The sequence below is a fragment of the Rhizobium sp. ZPR4 genome, assembly GCF_040215725.1.
In the GTDB taxonomy this organism is placed as follows: Bacteria; Pseudomonadota; Alphaproteobacteria; order Rhizobiales; family Rhizobiaceae; genus Rhizobium; species Rhizobium rhizogenes_D.
Genome location: NZ_CP157967.1, coordinates 3,427,819 through 3,444,340, shown reverse-complemented (window position 1 = coordinate 3,444,340; position 16,522 = coordinate 3,427,819). Strand labels below are relative to the sequence as shown.

14 protein-coding genes and 1 pseudogene are annotated in these 16,522 nt (G+C 53.1%); 4 read left to right on the top strand and 11 right to left on the bottom strand.

The features are described from left to right. Positions 1-2 precede the first annotated feature (2 nt). The 5 genes and pseudogenes from ABOK31_RS16550 to tnpB (ABOK31_RS16530) all read right to left on the bottom strand — a co-directional run bounded on the left by ABOK31_RS16550 (position 3) and on the right by tnpB (ABOK31_RS16530) (position 4,991). Positions 3-629 (bottom strand): HAD family phosphatase, encoded by a 627-nt coding sequence (locus ABOK31_RS16550; RefSeq protein WP_349956734.1) that lies wholly within the window; start codon positions 627-629, stop codon positions 3-5. Beyond that, complete coding sequence (locus ABOK31_RS16545; RefSeq protein WP_349956733.1) at positions 626-1,285, bottom strand: hypothetical protein; 660 nt, start codon at positions 1,283-1,285, stop codon at positions 626-628. The genes ABOK31_RS16550 and ABOK31_RS16545 overlap by 4 nt, the downstream gene beginning before the upstream one ends. Positions 1,286-1,353: 68 nt before the next feature. Beyond that, positions 1,354-3,084 (bottom strand): hypothetical protein, encoded by a 1,731-nt coding sequence (locus tag ABOK31_RS16540; protein WP_350019263.1) that lies wholly within the window; start codon positions 3,082-3,084, stop codon positions 1,354-1,356. 137 nt (positions 3,085-3,221) lie between these two features. Further along, a pseudogene (locus tag ABOK31_RS16535) lies at positions 3,222-4,788 on the bottom strand (IS66 family transposase). 65 nt (positions 4,789-4,853) lie between these two features. Next, positions 4,854-4,991: an IS66 family insertion sequence element accessory protein TnpB gene (gene tnpB / locus ABOK31_RS16530; RefSeq protein WP_349958994.1), complete on the bottom strand. Its 138-nt coding sequence runs from the start codon at positions 4,989-4,991 to the stop codon at positions 4,854-4,856. Positions 4,992-5,044: 53 nt separating this feature from the next. On the opposite strand from tnpB (ABOK31_RS16530), the gene ABOK31_RS16525 reads away from it, so the two are divergent. From ABOK31_RS16525 to ABOK31_RS16515, 3 genes are all read left to right on the top strand, one after another. Further along, complete coding sequence (locus tag ABOK31_RS16525) at positions 5,045-5,374, top strand: DUF5372 family protein (protein ID WP_349956553.1); 330 nt, start codon at positions 5,045-5,047, stop codon at positions 5,372-5,374. Between the two features lie 123 nt (positions 5,375-5,497). Then, a complete protein-coding gene (locus ABOK31_RS16520) occupies positions 5,498-5,959 on the top strand; it encodes a helix-turn-helix domain-containing protein (protein ID WP_349956554.1) in 462 nt (153 codons plus the stop codon). A 286-nt stretch (positions 5,960-6,245) separates the two neighbouring features. Further along, complete coding sequence (locus tag ABOK31_RS16515) at positions 6,246-8,345, top strand: recombinase family protein (protein WP_349956555.1); 2,100 nt, start codon at positions 6,246-6,248, stop codon at positions 8,343-8,345. On the opposite strand, the gene tnpB (ABOK31_RS16510) is transcribed toward ABOK31_RS16515, so the two are convergent. The 6 genes from tnpB (ABOK31_RS16510) to ABOK31_RS16485 all read right to left on the bottom strand — a co-directional run bounded on the left by tnpB (ABOK31_RS16510) (position 8,253) and on the right by ABOK31_RS16485 (position 14,177). Further along, positions 8,253-8,507 carry an IS66 family insertion sequence element accessory protein TnpB gene (gene tnpB, locus ABOK31_RS16510; RefSeq protein WP_349956731.1) on the bottom strand — a complete coding sequence of 85 codons (255 nt, stop codon included), beginning with the start codon at positions 8,505-8,507 and terminating at the stop codon, positions 8,253-8,255. The two genes, ABOK31_RS16515 and tnpB (ABOK31_RS16510), sit on opposite strands and share 93 nt — an antisense overlap. A gap of 72 nt (positions 8,508-8,579) precedes the next feature. Then, a complete protein-coding gene (locus ABOK31_RS16505) occupies positions 8,580-8,978 on the bottom strand; it encodes a transposase (RefSeq protein WP_349956729.1) in 399 nt (132 codons plus the stop codon). A 505-nt stretch (positions 8,979-9,483) separates the two neighbouring features. Then, positions 9,484-11,214: a glycosyltransferase family 2 protein gene (locus ABOK31_RS16500; protein ID WP_349956728.1), complete on the bottom strand. Its 1,731-nt coding sequence runs from the start codon at positions 11,212-11,214 to the stop codon at positions 9,484-9,486. A 47-nt stretch (positions 11,215-11,261) separates the two neighbouring features. After that, positions 11,262-12,026, bottom strand: a complete 765-nt coding sequence (locus ABOK31_RS16495; protein WP_349956727.1) for a hypothetical protein — start codon at positions 12,024-12,026, stop codon at positions 11,262-11,264. Positions 12,027-12,030: 4 nt separating this feature from the next. After that, the gene (locus ABOK31_RS16490; protein ID WP_349956726.1) at positions 12,031-13,236 is read right to left on the bottom strand and encodes a glycosyltransferase family 4 protein; all 1,206 of its coding nucleotides are present in this window, start codon (positions 13,234-13,236) and stop codon (positions 12,031-12,033) included. An 8-nt stretch (positions 13,237-13,244) separates the two neighbouring features. After that, a complete protein-coding gene (locus tag ABOK31_RS16485; RefSeq protein ID WP_349956725.1) occupies positions 13,245-14,177 on the bottom strand; it encodes a hypothetical protein in 933 nt (310 codons plus the stop codon). A gap of 245 nt (positions 14,178-14,422) precedes the next feature. Between ABOK31_RS16485 and ABOK31_RS16480 the strand changes: the two genes are divergently transcribed. Further along, the gene (locus ABOK31_RS16480) at positions 14,423-16,513 is read left to right on the top strand and encodes a class I SAM-dependent methyltransferase (protein WP_349956724.1); all 2,091 of its coding nucleotides are present in this window, start codon (positions 14,423-14,425) and stop codon (positions 16,511-16,513) included. Positions 16,514-16,522 lie beyond the last annotated feature (9 nt).

Here is a 16,522-nt window from a genome sequence, read left to right as displayed (position 1 = left end):
TCTCACTTTGCGGCCTCAATCGTATCAATCATATTGCGGATGCGCTCATAGGTCACATCGAAAACGGTCTGAACTTCCAGCACGTGGCCGCCCGAGGCACGGGCCGCTTGAATACCATGGTCATTGTCTTCTACGATAATTGCCTCGTGCGGCTGCACGCCGCAGCGCTCGATCGCCGTGAGATACATCTCTGGATGAGGCTTAGCGTTTTGCACGTCCTCATTGCTAATGAAGAAATCCAGGTATTGGGCTAGCTCCGAACTCTTCATCATCGTATCAATCGTGGCCCTGATCGAATTAGAGCACACCCCGATCATCATCCCTTCGCGCTTCAGGCGCGATAGTGCGTATTGGTGGTGAAACATCGGCCGGCAACGCTCGACTGTCAATTCGTAGGTGCGGCGCTGCTTAATCTCGTTTAGAAAGCCGTGAAGCGCACGCGGCAACCCTCGGGTGGTTGAGAGCATCTCCAGTTTGCGCTTCGTTGGCAGACCGTCATATGTAGAGAGATGCTCACTCCGGCTAATTTCCATTCCAAATAGCCTGAGAGCATCGTTGAGCGCCTCATAGTGCCAGTCTTTGGCATCTATCAAGACGCCGTCCATATCGAAAAGGACCGCCTTGATCACGTGTCGTCTCCAAAAAACTCTGCCGCCCTTAGCGGCTCGTCTGTGCAGATCATTACAAGGCGCTCGCGGTTGAAGTTGAAACCATTGCGCCATTCGGACCAGGCATCCTGGAATTCTCTTCGATGGAGCTCCGGAGACACGAGAGCCGCATATTTACCGTCCGATGTTGCCTTCTGCACCCAGCTTAAGGGGCTATAAGGGATTTCGAAACAGTCGAGCCAGACGCCCTTGCTCGTTTCATAATACGCTGGAGATGGCTCGATGTCGCTCATGCGGGTAAACGTAACGAGATTTTCTGACAGATAGCCACGCATATCAGGTACAGACATATCGAAAACGAAGGCTTTGACGACATCAAAGGCTGCTAGCTCCGCCCTAACTTTCGAAGCCAAGCCATCGGCCTTGATGTTCAAAGCCAGCCATCCGGTGGCGCCCATTGACCTGTAGAGATCGAGGAATGAAGAAAAGCTCTGCGGAGCCGAACCGCTTGTGGGCGGGTCGTGTGAAATCACCAAATCACCGTCAAAATCCCGGATGTCGGTTTCGATACCAAAACCACCGTCGAGAGCCCGCCTTAGCGCAATGGCAGAATTCTTTTCGGTCGCCGTTGTCCAGTGGCCTCTATGAGCCAGTATGCGACTTTTGATTGAAGACATCCTATTCTCCGTAAACACAAAGTATATAATTGCGTCCGATTATAGCGCCGTGACAAAATGGCCAGAAATCAAGTTAGAAGCGAAACGAGGAATGCCCTTGCATTGCTGTCAGTGGTTTCCTCGAGGTCCATTTCCACCCATTCTCTGATGCTAGAAAGATCCATTTTTCCGCGGTAGATCTGCACACCAAAGTCGGAAGGAAAAATATTTATGACATTGAGGCCGTGCTGATAAAGCAGCGTTTGAGGATATGAGTGCGGCTGCATCAGCCAGTAGTAGGCGCTCTTTATGAATCCTCCATGCTGTAAAGTCTCCTGCATGACCCGCTCAGCGTCCATAATGCGCGCGGCCGCCTCCCGCTTGGCGAAGAAGAAGCGATCTCCCACGCCAGTTAAATGGATAGCATGTGCGTCATAATCGACCAGGACGCGCCTGTCTGACGCGTCTGAATCAACCAGGGTCTTAACGTGCTCGACGAGATCGCCTGAAGTGCGTAGGTCGGTCCGAAGAAGGAAAACATCCGTCACGGCCCCGCGATCTTTCTCAGCCTGCGTGAGCATTTCCCCAAGCCGAGCGATGCGGTTCCACATACGGCCTTGGTTCAACATGTAGGGCTGGTTTGGAAACGACGAAGAAACGACCGCCCCTGCTCCAGACATATAATAGCTATCTGGGTCAATAGCGGAATACGTTTCAGAACTGACCAGACCGCGGATAAGGTCAGCATCGACTCTTTGGCCTTCTTCAGCTCGCCGCTTGAGGAACATTGCTATGGCAGGGAAAGCCTTCGAAAAACGTCGAACTGAATGGATACCATTTGTAAGACAATAGGCTTCGAAGTCGGCAGGCAACTGTTCGCAGGCGAAATTGACTGGATGGTCGTCCGCCAGCACCCGAACCCCCTGCTTGTCCCAAGTAGCCAAGCCGAACGAAATACTTGTGCGTGGGAAAGAAGTTCGGAAAAGATCCGCTAAGCGTGGTAGGGTCTCCTGCGGAAACCTGAGTTGTCCAAAAAAGCCCACAAAAATGTGTTTCTTAGACGCTACAGGAAATTGTTTCGTAGTTCGAGGCAAGGCAAAATCAGAGACGACGTTATAGCGGGCGTGAATTTCGCAGGCATGAGACCGAACGAGGCCATCTGTAAAGGCTTCTATCTGCTCGCCAAGCGCCGCGTCATAAAGAGGAGATTCAATAATCTTTCTCAGAAGCTTGTCGCGCAGGACACCCAACCGCCCAGTGCCAATGCAGTAAACGTCAACCGCCTTTGCAAGCGATGGTAGGATCCGCTCGTCATCTATGTTCTGCACGGTGTGGAGCAGTACATCAACCTGAGAGTGTTCATGGTTCGCCAACAGCCAGTTAAATACGAAGATCCGCTCACGTTCGCCGAGGCTTGGAGCAACGTGTACAAGCTCTTTAATGAAGACTTCCCGCTCCTCTGTTTTGTTGCGAGCGCGCCAGTAGCGATGTTTTGAATCCAGCGATTGAAAGAATTCAATGCCCTGCAGAGATGCGAGTTCTTCGACTTGAGCCTTCGGCTCTTCTCGGTGAGCGGAAGTAGTGACAGTGCCTGATCTAGCACGCAGCCAACGAAGAAACTGGTCACCATACATCTTGTTCGGGATGCGCCCTTCTTTAAGGCCATACAGCCGGAAGTGCTCCTCCGCAGACTGGAACGTTTTTGCCTCTATAGCTGCAGCGACATCCTGATAGCGATTGAGATAGTAAGCTTGATCGACGGCGAATTCTGCCGGAATCTCGCCTATCGCTTCATTTTCGGATTCACTACCGCTTGCCATCATGTCCTCTCAGGGGCTGCCAAATATACCGGCGCGAGGATTCAATAGACGAAAATCAGCTGGCTTGTCATCTGGAAGTTGAACTAGATAAAAGCAGAATCGATATATCCAAGGCTAGCAATTCGGTAAGCGTCCGGTCAGGCCATTTCTGACGGAACTTGCAGGTTCCACGGCAGGAGTTCGTCGATCCGGTTGATGGGATGATCGGCGATGCGGGTGAGTACCTCCCGCAGGTAGGCTTCCGGATCGAGGCCGTTGAGCTTTGCGGTCTCGATCAACGACAGGATTGCAGTGGCGCGTTCGCCGCCCTTGTCTGATCCCGCAAACAGCCAGTTCTTGCGGCCGAGCGCAATCGGCCGGATTGCCCGTTCAGCCGCGTTGTTGTCGATCTCGATGGCCGTCTTCAAGGAAGCGGCAAAGCGATTTCCGGCGGGAAAGCGCGTATCGGATCGCTTCCGCTGTCCCGGATTTTTGCGGCAGGCGTTTGAGATTGTCATCCAGCCATAGCCACAAGGCTTCGACCTTGGGAGTGCTGCTATGTTGCCGCACAGCTTTCCGCACATCTGGCGGCTCACCACGAATGGCCTTTTCGATGTCGTAGAGTTCGCCAATCCGACGCAGCGCTTCTTCCGCAATCGGTGCTTTTCCTGAAGTTGTCAGATCGAAGAACTTGCGTCTTGCATGCGCCCAGCAGGAGGCCTCCAAGATGGTCTGTGGGCCACCTGGCTTGTGTGGTTCGTAGAGGTCACGGAAGCCTGCATAGCCGTCGGCATGCAGCACGCCGGAGAAGGTGGCCAGATGCTGCTTGGGATGCAGTCCCCTACGATCCGGACTGAAGAAGTAGCAGACTGCAGGTGGGATCGTGTCACCCCAGGGACGGCCGTCGCGAACATAAGTCCACAACCGCCCGGTCCTGGTCTTACCCTTGCCTGGCTCCAGAACCGGAACGGGCGTGTCGTCACCATGAAGTCGATGGCCAGCGAACACATGGTCCCGAAGCTTCACCAGCAGCGGCTCCAGCAATGTGCTGGCCTAGCCGATCCAGTCGGCCATGGTCGAGCGGGAAAGATCGACGCCTTCCCGCGCGCAAATCTCGGATTGGCGATAGAGAGGCAGGTGATCGCAATATTTGGCGATCAGCACGTGGGCGACCAGACCCGGTCCCGGCTTGCCGCGTTCGATGGGCAGCGACGGCATCTCGGCCTTAACCTGCGTATCGCAGCCCTTGCAGGTGAAGGGGGGCTGGATATGGCGCACGATACGGAACGAGGCCGGGACATAGTCGAGAACCTCGCTGACGCTCTCGCCTGCACGGATGAAGTCGGAACCGCCACAGACCGGGCATGCACAAGTTGCCTGATGCGTCACGTCATGGCGTGGCAGATGATCGGGCAATGGCTGGCGGCTCGGTTTGGCTTTGGCCGCACCGGCAATTGATGGTGATGCCGAGATGACGGCTTCCGCCTCGGCCGCCTCGATATCTTCCAGCGCCAGTTCGAGCTGTTCAATGGCGCGGTCAATCTTCTCGGAGGAAGAGCCAAACCGAGCCCGTTTGAGAGCCGCAAGCTGCGCCTTCAATTTGTCGATCAGGGTGTCGCGGGATTGAAGCTTCCGGGCCTGTTCCGTCAGTTGATCGGCCTGCGCAGCGATGATGGCTCGCAACGCATCGACATCGTCAGGCAGGTCCGAATGGCTCGCCTCCATGCCAAAACAGTAACCGATTTTGTGTCAGATTGCCACTTATCTATCTGTAAAGATTGGCATCTGCCTTACGCAACCCGTGTCGGCGCAGAGGTCCAGGCGGGTCGCCGCCAGTCAATACCTTCCCATAGCATCGACAACTGCGCTGCCGTCAGCCGGGCCGTGCCGTCGGTTGCGGACGGCCAGGGAAAGCGGCCCTTCTCCAGGACCTTGTACCTTACCTGAGAATGCAGCCTCGACCCGCGCAGATCAGCAGCTAGTGCTGGTTACACATCAGTTTCATCCCCTTTTCGGACGGCAGCTGCCCTGCGTTGGTAAGCGAAGTAACTTGCAGGGCGAACGTTTGCTGTTGCAGACCGACGATGGCGCCATATGGCCGCTTCCCCCTCAATGGACTGATCTTGCGAGCATTGATCCAGAAGTTGTCGCGAGCAACGGGCGGGCGCTCTTGCTCGTTTCGAACTTGATGGAACTAGCCAGCATGGTGGAGCACCTTTGTGACAGGTTGGCAGCGCGATCGAGAGCGGAGTGTAAGGATAATTATGCCGCTGATGTAAACGAGATTATGCCGCAAGAGGACTCGCAATGAACGGTATACCTCAATTTTTGCGGCATATTGCTTTATTTAGCTCAGGAAGTGTCCTTGATGTAAATGAGATATGCGGTATAATTATCATTACATTAAGACCCGATCTCATACTCGGAGCCCGCAATGCCTGCGAAGTACGGCGGCAAGCGATCAAAGATGGATGCCCTCATCGACGAAGGCACCTTCAATCCAAATTCCGAGAAGGTGCGCGACCCAAAGTTCCGCGGCAGCGAGTTCTTCGATCCGCACGACGCCGTCCAGGTCAAATACGAGATGTTGCGGCGAGTCTCTGTCGACAACGTCTCCGTAACGGACGCTTCCGACGAGTATGGCGTTTCCAGACCGACCTACTACCAGGCCAAGGCAAACTTCGACACGAGGGGGATTGCCGGACTGGTGCCGGCAAAGCCGGGTCCCCGCGGACCCCACAAGGTCGACGACGAAGTGCTGGCATTTTTGCAGGCGCGGCTGGTTGCGGGCGAACCCGTTCGTGCGCGCGAACTCGCCAAGCTGGTCCGCATCGAACTCGATGTGGCGCTTCATCCCAGAACGATCGAGCGGCTGTTAAAAAAAACGATCCGCTAGACGTTACCACGGCATCGGCATGTTCATCGCCGGCCATCACAGACCAGTACGAAGTGCTGCGCCGCGCAGCTCTCGGCGAAGTTCTGCCGCTCAAGGCTCGTAGCGGCCTCATGCTCTTTCTGCGTCGCGGCATGTGGGGATGGGCCCGCGCACTGCCTGCAGCAGCAAGTCCTGATCAAGACCAGTTTTACCTGTCATCGGCCACCCGACCGGCGCACGGCGAACTCAGCGCCGTCGTTCATGTCCTGGCGACCATCGCCATGAGCATCCACCAACGGAGAGCACCATGAATGTACATCTCAAAGTCCAGTCTCATCACCGTGAACGCAGCGCCTACCTCTACATCCGCCAATCTTCGATGCGGCAAGTCATCGACAATACCGAGAGCGCCATGCGCCAATATGCGCTTCGCGGGCGCGCTATCGCCCTGGGTTGGCGCGAGGAGCAGATTATCGTCATCGATAACGATCAGGGCGAATCCGGCGCATCGGCGGTCTGGCGTGAGGGGTTTCAGCGGCTGGTCAGCGATGTCGGCATGGGGCATGCCGGGATCGTCATGGGCCTGGAGGTCTCCCGTCTGGCGCGCAACAATGCCGACTGGCAGCGGCTGCTCGAGATCTGCGCACTTGCCGACACCCTGATCCTCGACGAGGACGGTGTCTACGATCCGGCAAGTTTCAACGACCGGCTCCTGCTCGGCCTCAAGGGAACAATGAGTGAGGCCGAACTGCATGTGATCAAGGCACGGCTGCGCGGCGGCATCCTCAACAAGGCCCGGCGTGGCGAGTTCCGTTGTCCGCTGCCGACCGGGCTCGTCTATGATCCGTCCGGCAATGTGACGCTTGATCCAGACCTGCAAGTCAGAGAGACGATCGCCCATTTCTTCGAGACATTCTCTCGCGTCGGATCCGCCTCCCAGACCGTCAAGGCCTTTCGTCAGGAAGGCATTCTCTTTCCATCCCGCTTGCACGACAGCCAGACGGTTTTCCGGCCACTGACGCCTTCGACGGCGATGCGCGTGCTGCACAATCCACGTTACGCCGGAGCCTATGCCTATGGACGCCGTCGCTATAGACGAACCATCGATGGCAAAAAGCTCGTGCGCAAACAAGGTAGTGACGATTGGACAGCATGCATTCCAGATGCCCATCCCGGTTACATCAGCTGGGAGCAGCATCAGGAGAACCTGAGGATTCTAAAGTCGAACATCTGCCATAAATGGAACGCGGCGGTCGCATCACCTCCGCGCGAAGGCCCGGCGCTGCTGCAGGGGCGCGCCGTGTGTGGGCAATGCGGCAGGCATTTCCACATGCGCTATGCTGCTCGGCGTGGCCGGCAGGAAGCCTGGTACGTTTGTGATCGCGCCCGTACCAATCGCGGCGAACCCTTGTGCCAGGCGATCGCCGCACCTCCCGTCGATGAAGCCATCGGTATGCTGATCGCAGAGCAGATGACGCCGGCGGCCGTCGAACTGGCGATCGAAGTCCGCAAAGAGATCCAAGCGCGGCATGAAGAGGCGGATCGGCTGCGCTGTCGCGCGATCGAGCGTGCCCAAACGGAAGCCGATCTCGCCCAGCGCCGTTTCATGCTCGTCGATCCCAATAACCGCCTCGTCGCCGACACGCTCGAAGGCGAATGGAACGAGAAGCTCCGCATCTTGGCTAATGCCCGCGAAGAGCGCGAGCGCGCCCGGGAGCACGATCAGTTCATCCTCGATAAGGCCGTCCACGAGCGGTTGGTCGCAATGACGGCGGACTTCAAAAAGCTCTGGACCAATCCAGAGACCCCGAACCGCGAACGAAAGCGCCTGCTTGCCCACATCATTGAGGACGTCACCCTCCTCAAACTACCGAAGAGAGGCACAACCAAGGCTCATATTCGCTTCAAGGGCGGCAAAACCCAGACGCTCGTCACCATGAGCCCCAAATCTCCCAGCCAGCAGGTCAAGACGAACCCCGACATCATCGTGCTGATCGATAAACTCCTCGACGATCATATTTTTTCCGAGATCGCAGAGATGCTCAACAATCAGGGATACCGTCCGGGCTCGGTGACGCGCCGTGACCAGCGCAACGCCCGCTTCACAACCAAACGCGTCACCTACCTCGTTCGCGAATACAAGCTGAGATCACGCTATGACCGGCTCCGGGATCGTGGGATGTTGACAAAGAAAGAGGCGGCTGCACGCCTCAATATCCATGAGCATACCCTCGCCAGATGGGCTGAACATGGCCTCGTCACCAGCCATTCCTACAACGGACACTATTACCTCTATGAGATCCCCGAGGCAGATCTACCGCAAAAGCAATGCAGTCGATGGAACCAGCTCGTCGATCGCGTCGCCGCCCATAAGGAAAATGCCAGACACCCCAAAACCTTCAACTGAATGCGAAAGAGAGATGCAGTATGAATGCAGATCGTTGTAGTAGAGGCAAAATCCCTGGCCATCCCAGAACAGCAGCTTTATGCGATCACCGCGACGCCCTCGAAACGCAAACACTGCACCCGACGCGGGCTTCTGGCGAAGCGACGACTGCACCAGCGACATCAGGCCGTCGATCCCCTTGCATGTCCGTCACACCGCAGGCGAGATAGACGCGTACATTTGCGCCTGGCGCGATCATGCTTCTTCAACCGAGCGGATCAGTGCTTTCAAGACGTCAGGCGTAATGTTGGCCTCCACTTTCAACACACGGCCGCCCTTGCAGCCGATCTCGACCCGCATGGGACGTGCCGCACGCTTTGCTGCAGGTTTGTCCGTCGGAGCTGGTTGCTCAGCTTCGTCGCTGGTTCCCGTGGCGATCAGTGCGACCGGTAGAAAAGAAACCACCGGCTCAGCCTGCTCCGCCGCGAACTTCCGCCGCCAGGTATAAATCTGCTGCGGCTTGATATCGTGCCGACGCGCTATGTCGGCGATCCTGGCATCCGGGTCTGCCGCTTCTTGCAATATCGAAAGTTTCTCGTCGTCAGACCAGTCGCGCCGACGCTCGACGCCTGTCAAAATCTCCATGCGGCCCATAGTTCATCCCTGATGACGTCTCTAATGACGGAATTAGTGACGTAACTTCAGGTGTTCGTGGGAAATCTCAAAGGCAGCTTCACCGGACGCTTACGCAATTCGACTCCACCCTCGAACATATATTTGCCGGGGAAGGCCGAGCTCAATAGCGGCCACCAGCTTGCTTCCTAGTTTCTTGTCCGGGCATCGGCGCTGCATTGCACGAGGACACCACGTTTACGGTTTTATGTCGCTCGTCGGGACACGCAGTGGTCTGGTACGGCTATCGACGTGATGAAATAGCTTTCCGCCACGATCTGCGTCTTCAGCTCGCCGCTCCATTCACGGCGACGACCAGGGTCAGCTCTCAGCGCAAATCAACCGGCGCTGGTTAGGCAGCCAAGAGAAAAGCGCCAGGCGCGGAAACATGGCTTAGCAGCCTGGTCGGACGACGGCCTTACAAGATTGCCGCGGCTGCCGCAGTAAATAAACATAATGGCGCCTACTGCAGCCAGCGATTCTAAAGTTAGCCCATTGAAACGTCGTGTCTGGGAACATAGTCGCCAGCGTCAAGATGAAAACCGCGATTATAATATGGGTCCCCGCCCTCGATTTGATCGCGCCAACGATCTATAAAGATCGCTCTATCACCTAGATCATAGCCATCGTCTTTTCGAGATAAGCTTTCATGATGCAGGAGCTTAGTAGAGCTCACAGAAATTATACGCTTACCCGCCGCTCGCATGCGGCAGCACAGGTCTACGTCTTGGTAATGCTTGGCATAATCCAGAGAAAAGCGGCCCAGCTCTTTGAACAAAGAGTTCGATATCATCATGCACGCTGCGGTTACCGCAGAAACTTCTCTTGAAACCGCAAGTGAGCCGCCATAGCCATCTACGTGTTCATCAAAATGGCGCATGATATGGTCCGCTGTCCCACGCATGCCAAGCACGACCCCAGCATGCTGTATAGTTCTATTAGGGTAAAGAAGGGTCGGCCCGACCGCTCCGATTTCCTGGTCCTCGAAAAACATTACAAGCTCTCGCATCCAATCGGCTGAAAGAACTTCAGTGTCATTATTCAAGAATAATAGAAAATCTCCTGTAGCCGCCTCAGCACCTAAATTGTTAGCTTCAGAGTAATTAAACTTCTGGCTGTATTTGATATGCTTAATCGGCCACTGGGCGAAGGCCTTCAAAGCCACGGGATCTACGGTCTTGTTGTCAACGACTATAACCTCGTAGTTATTATAATTCGAAAGTACAAATATAGATTCAAGACAACGAGCCACAACTTCGCCCTGATTTTTGGAAGGTATGATAATACTAATTCGCGGCTCAGCAGTGTGTTTCGTCGGTTTCAGAACGGCGCGGTGCGGCAGAAATGGATGTGGCGCGGCCCGCCAGCTAAATCCCTTACGTTGAATGTGTTCGTTAACGGCCTTCGCCTGCAATTGGCTGATCCCAGACTTCTCGTCCCCTCCAAAAGCCAACGACCCCTGCACCGCTCGCCATTTATATAACACTCTATCAATATGCCCAATTCGATCCGTTTTTTCGGAGACCCGCAGCATAAACTCATAGTCTTGCACGCCGTCGTACGCCTTGAGTAACGGCACTTCGAGACAAATGGATCGCCGCACAACCAAAAGGTGCCCAACATACATGCAGCCAAGAAAATAGATAGGAGACCAGCTCGGCTTCAAGAAATGATGAAGTACCTTACCCGCCTCGTCAAAGGTCACCTGGTCTGAGTACCAAACGTCCATTTCTTGCTGAGCTGAGATCTTCTCAGCGACACACAACAGAGCGTCTCGAGTTAGCTCGTCATCGTGGTCTATAAAGGCTATAAAATCCCCTTTAGCGGCCGCCACTCCCACCTTTGTTGCTTCGGAAATTCCAACATTTCTTTTACTGTAGATAATCTGGATATACCCAGAGGCAGTAAGATCATCGTCAATCTTCTCTGAGAGTGCGCTGTCTGGGCCGCTGTCGTCGACAATGATGATTTCGTGAGGTTGGTACACCTGCCACACTAATGAACCGAGGACGGCGTTCAAAAGACTCTTTGGAGTTTTATAAGCAGGTATCACGATCGAAATTTTCGGCCGATATTGCAGACGCTCAAGCCGGAGCGCAAAAGCGGCATCCAATGTGGTCGCCGTCGACAATGACATCTGTGAAAGAACATTCTCCTCCGGCGCGGCGCCTCCGCGCTTGAACAACCTATGCGAAAATAATTCCGTTAACGCTTTCACAATTACTCCCCACTTCGCATCAGATCTAGCTTTACATCGCCACTGCGCTAACGTTCTGCGATGACCTGCGCCGAAATAACTTTCCTCATTGGAAACTCATCGTACGATACGGCACCTCGCCAGCGGTTGTGAGCTTCTGCTGAAAGGAAATACGTTTCCGAATCTTGCGCCGCAGCCTTAAGCATTTCATCCACGCTTTCAGTACCAAAGCCTAAAAGCTGAGCAAAATACGAGAGCATCTCCGCGTGAAAAACATCATGAGGTCCCGCCAACACGAAATCGATCGCGTGAACAGAAAGGCTTCCGGATTTGGCAAACAATTTAATGCCATCAACGACGCTTGCTATAACCTCGCGCGGAATGTGTTCAATGACGCTTATCGAGTAAATACAATCTATCGACGAAGGTTCTATCCCGGAGACTTCCGCGGAAAATAAATCTACAATATATTCGACGTTCTTGTAGAGATTTTTAAAGTGTTCGATTTCTTGGGGCCCATTTCCGGCGCCAGCATATGGATCAACCACAATAACCCTATATCCCAACCGGCCAAGGATATCGGCAACCGCCGGCTCCCCTGCTCCGATTTCTACTAACGTGGCGCCCCTCGGTTGAGTAGCAATGATGGTCTTCAGCATCCAAAATCGCTGCTGATCCTTTAGATCATTACTATAGGTTGCTAAGTTTCGAATGGTATCGTAACCCTCGCAATAGTCCCTAACCGTGCCGTAAGAAAGACCGTACGGAACAGACTTCTCTGCCAACGTCCATAGTACGGACAGTTCGTCATCATTTATGATCGCGTGCGACACGATTTCATCCTTTCAATGCCAATTCATTAGAACGCAAGAGAACGAATTGATAAAACTCTTGGAGAGCTCGCGCATTGACATCCCAATTGAGTTCCTTGCGCGCGAAATCTCGCCCACCTTTTCCGATAGCCTCCCCACGCTCGGGAGCACGAATAAGCTCTTCGATTCGATTGGCAATATCCATTCCATCGCCGCGGCCAAGTAACAAAGCATTTTGACCGTCTATCAAACGGTGGCCGATGTTGGTTTTCGGAAGTAGGACCGGTTTTCCTAAGGAAAGAAACTCTGGAATCTTTGATGGAAGTCGATAATCATTAAACTCGCCGGGCGCTCCAGGTTGGACAAAAATATCTGCCAATTTAAGGACTTCGATCAATCTAGCGCGATCAAGGAAGCCGAGATTAATAACCCATTCGCCCTTGAGATAGGCAAAGCTAGGATCAACGTTGTCGACAAAATCACGACCAGCGCGGATAAGCACTACGTTGTGGCCTCTTCGCCTCAGAATTAGCACCGCCGAATACAGGGAAAATACCTCAGCCACATTAGCCGAGTGTATATTTCCGTGATAAGCAATAGCGATTGCGTCCTTATCAATGTAAAGCTCCTCACGTAACGTTTCACGCCTCGCTGAGGAGAGATTAGGCGCAAAGGTCTCGTCATCCACGCCTGGCTCTAGTACATGGCCGGGAACCGCATTGGGACGAAATTTATCTAGGGCAGAAACGATCATTGTGACGCCTACGGCCTGACTTAAGAAGGCAGCCGCTTTGCGTGGATGGGAGAGATGCAAGGGCACAATCTTATCAAGACTTCGCGAATCCATGTTGTTTAGCGTATCTACGCTCATGCCCAAATTGGCAGCCAGCAAAAGCTCCTCGTTGTCCTCTAAGTGCACGACATAGGGGGCACCACTCTCCCTCGCCAAGCGGTCAACAAGTTGAATTACATTACCCCTTGGCGTCCAAGCATGAATAATCGTTTCACCCGAGGCAGCAAACTCCAAAATTTCTGCAGGAATTGAATCTGCAGGGTCGGGAAACTGCGCGACACGGAACCGTCTATGGCCGTACTCTGCAAGTGCTGCCTCATCTCCTTGCCCTATCACCATAACTTCTTCTACATACCGGGAAATGGAATTTGCGAAATACGCTACATGCCCGCCGCTATTACTATTGAAAATTCCGTAATTTATAAAAATAACCTTCATTTCTCTACTTACCGATGCTCAAGTGGCGACATAGCGCTCAGTGAGAAGCTGCTAATGCTGAAGTTACATTTGATATCAGTCGGATCAAAACGCATTGATCGAGGGGGTTGATCAAACTTTACTATGCTGCTCACATCCAACCGCCCACCCCTTATCGGAAAAATGAAAGAATATTCCTCCGAATATCCATTACCGAAATCAAAAAACAGCTGCGCCTTATCAGCGCCTACAGGCACACCATTCTCATGACGAAAAAGACCTTTCAGCGACAGCTTGTAGCTACCACTCTTAAGCTTCAACTTAATCATTATTTGCGGGTCAGCCTGAACGGATACATATTCATCTCGGACTTTTTCTAAGCCAATCAACCGAGTTGCACTCGCCAATACGTTAACGGGCGAGGAAACCTCCTGCATGATCTCCAGCGCTCCGATATCGAGGCATGTGGCGACGCCATCGATAACCTGAGCATGTCCATTTCCCGTTAGACAAAGGCTCGAATCACGATTTAGTGCGATCAAGCCACCAAGCTCCTGCAGCGTCTCGGCAGGCACTCCCGATTGTTTCAATGCGGCAATAAAACCGGTATCCGTCCAAAGCGCGGAAATTAATGCTCGCCAATCTTCTGCCATTTCGACCGCCGCGCGAGTATTTACGCTGAGCGGAAAGCTAGACTGAAGCCAGCGAATCAACCGCCAGGTGGGATGCCCCTGAAAGCGACCAGCCGAAGCATAACCGACAAGCCTTAGTGGAGCTTCAATTTCCTTTGCGAATTCTCTTCCCGTCACCAGCTCGCCAATTGCTTGCGGCAAGCCTTTCTGCGCATAAAATCTTACTTCATGAACACTTTGGGGTTCTCGACCTAGCAGCAGGTGGAAAATATGATGAACGCCATGAAGATCATCCAAAGCGGCGGTTGCCGGGAAATTCGCTTTTAACATCGTTCTGCTCAAACTACTATGATTGTGTCATTCCGAAGCTCACACGTAATCTGCAATTGCAGACATGTCTGAGTTTTACAAGCGCAAGCATCACCATTGGATGAAATTTCTAGACAAATCTTCACGCCGCCAAAATCGATGATCTCATTTGTCCTGGGATTTGATACATCCTTAGCTGCGTTCGTTGTAGCGCTCAACGAAGCAAATCCGTATATGATAAGAATTATGATTAGAAGGCCAGCATAGTGATTGAACTTGCCAAAACCAACTACAAAAAATTAGACGGGTCGAAGTTTTGGATCGACACAAAAAGCAACAAGGGTTTTGGCTATAACGATGGTGACGAAGTCGAAACCCGGATCTACGAGCATGTCTCCGCCTGTCAAGATCGCTCCGTTTTTTCCAGGGAAATCGCAAACGGAATCAGCGATTGGGCCAGTTTCTATCACCTAAGCTCCCTTCGCGCTAATCTCTTGCGGCCCATCGTCGACCTGTTGGGTCAAGATATACTCGAAGTCGGCGCGGGTTGCGGTGCAATAACCCGATTTCTTGGAGAGTCGGGCAAGAAAGTCATCGCCGTGGAGGGAAGTGCACGACGCGCTGCAATTGCGGCGGAACGTTGCTCTGATCTACCGGGTGTGCAGGTTCTGGCGGCCAATTTTGCGGATATTCCCGCTGAATGGCGCTTCGACACCATCCTATTTGTCGGGGTGCTGGAATATTCTCGGCAGTATTTCAGAACTGATCAAGAAGATGATCCAGTTCAAGCGGCCTTGCGGTGGGCGCGTGCACTTCTTAAGCCTTCCGGACGCCTCGTTATCGCTATCGAAAATCAACTTGGACTCAAATATTTCGCAGGATACAAAGAAGATCATGTGGGTGAAGCCTTCTTTGGGATTGAGGATCGATATGCTTCTGACGGGGTGGTAACGTTTGGTCGAAAGGAATTACTAAATCAAATTGAGGCCGCGGGTTTCTCCAAGCATCGGTGGTGGTTTCCTTTTCCCGACTACAAGTCTCCAGTTTCTGTCATATCCGAGGAGGCACTTAGCGATCACCTCGAATTTGATGCCGCAAGTCTTTGTGCAAAGTCCGTTTTGGAAGATCGGCAAAAACCTGCAACATCGTTTTTTGCCCTGCAGGAAAGCTGGAAAGCTGTCTGCCGGAACGGACTTCTTCCCGATCTGGCTAACTCATTCCTTGTTGTGTCGTCCAACACGGAGTTTCATCCAAGTGATGTAGTCGCCTATCATTTCGGAACGGATCGCGGCAGGAATCTTTCTAAAGTTGTGAAATTTAAACCGATCGATGGTCGACTCATCGCAGTCAGGGAACTGATTAATCCCAGACCAACGATGAGCGACTCGCCGGACGTGGTATTGACAATGCGAGATGAGCCTTACGTGCACGGTCGACTGTGGCAGGATAGGCTCTCCTCAGTGGTTTCCCGCAAAGGATGGGAACTCAACGACATTGTGGCATGGGCAGACACTTGGTGGAGCAATTTACTCGATCGAGCGGGATATCGTCTGCGCCGACACGAATTATCGGCCCACTCGTTACTTGACGGGATATTTATCGATGCGATTCCCCGTAATTTCATCGGCAGAGATGGGAATTTCGAATTTATTGATCAAGAATGGTCCGTTCCGGTCCCGATTGAGGCTGGTTATCTACTATTTCGCGGCTTGTCGATATCATTTTTATCGTTGGAAGTTTGCGAGGAGCCCGCGTCAACGGTGTCGCTAACCGTTGACCAGCTAGTTCTTGACGTTGCCTATCGTCTGGGACTTTGGCTGGCTCGCGCCGACGTCGTGAGATTTAAAGATATTGAGCGACAGTTCCAGGAACGCGCCTGCGGCACACTCCCCAAATACGTACCCGAGAAATTTGGTGTGCAGACTCTACCTGTTAAGCTAAAACTCGAGGGAGCCACAGCGCTTCACGAAGAAGTGCTGCGGCTCAGAGCAGCCTTACAAAAACATAACCTTTTTGCGCACAAGGACTTTCAGGACGTCGCAATGCAAACTGTCGAAACTGAGGAATACCTGTTCTCGATTTTGCAAAGAGATAATTGGATCTCAGAATTGAGCGCTAAAATAAACGTCATAAGGATGCACCAGCACGCACTTCTAACCAAAATCAGCGCCCTGCGTGATAGCGCGCAATTGCTGGGCGTTCACCACGAACTTTCTAGCTTCATAGATGCGCTTTTTTCCGAGAAATGGTATCTTGAAAAATATCCCGACGTAGCTGGGGCCGATATCCCACCGATTACACATTATTTGCTGTACGGTATTAATGAAGGAAGATTACCCCATCCGATGTGGGCCTAGCGATTTGCG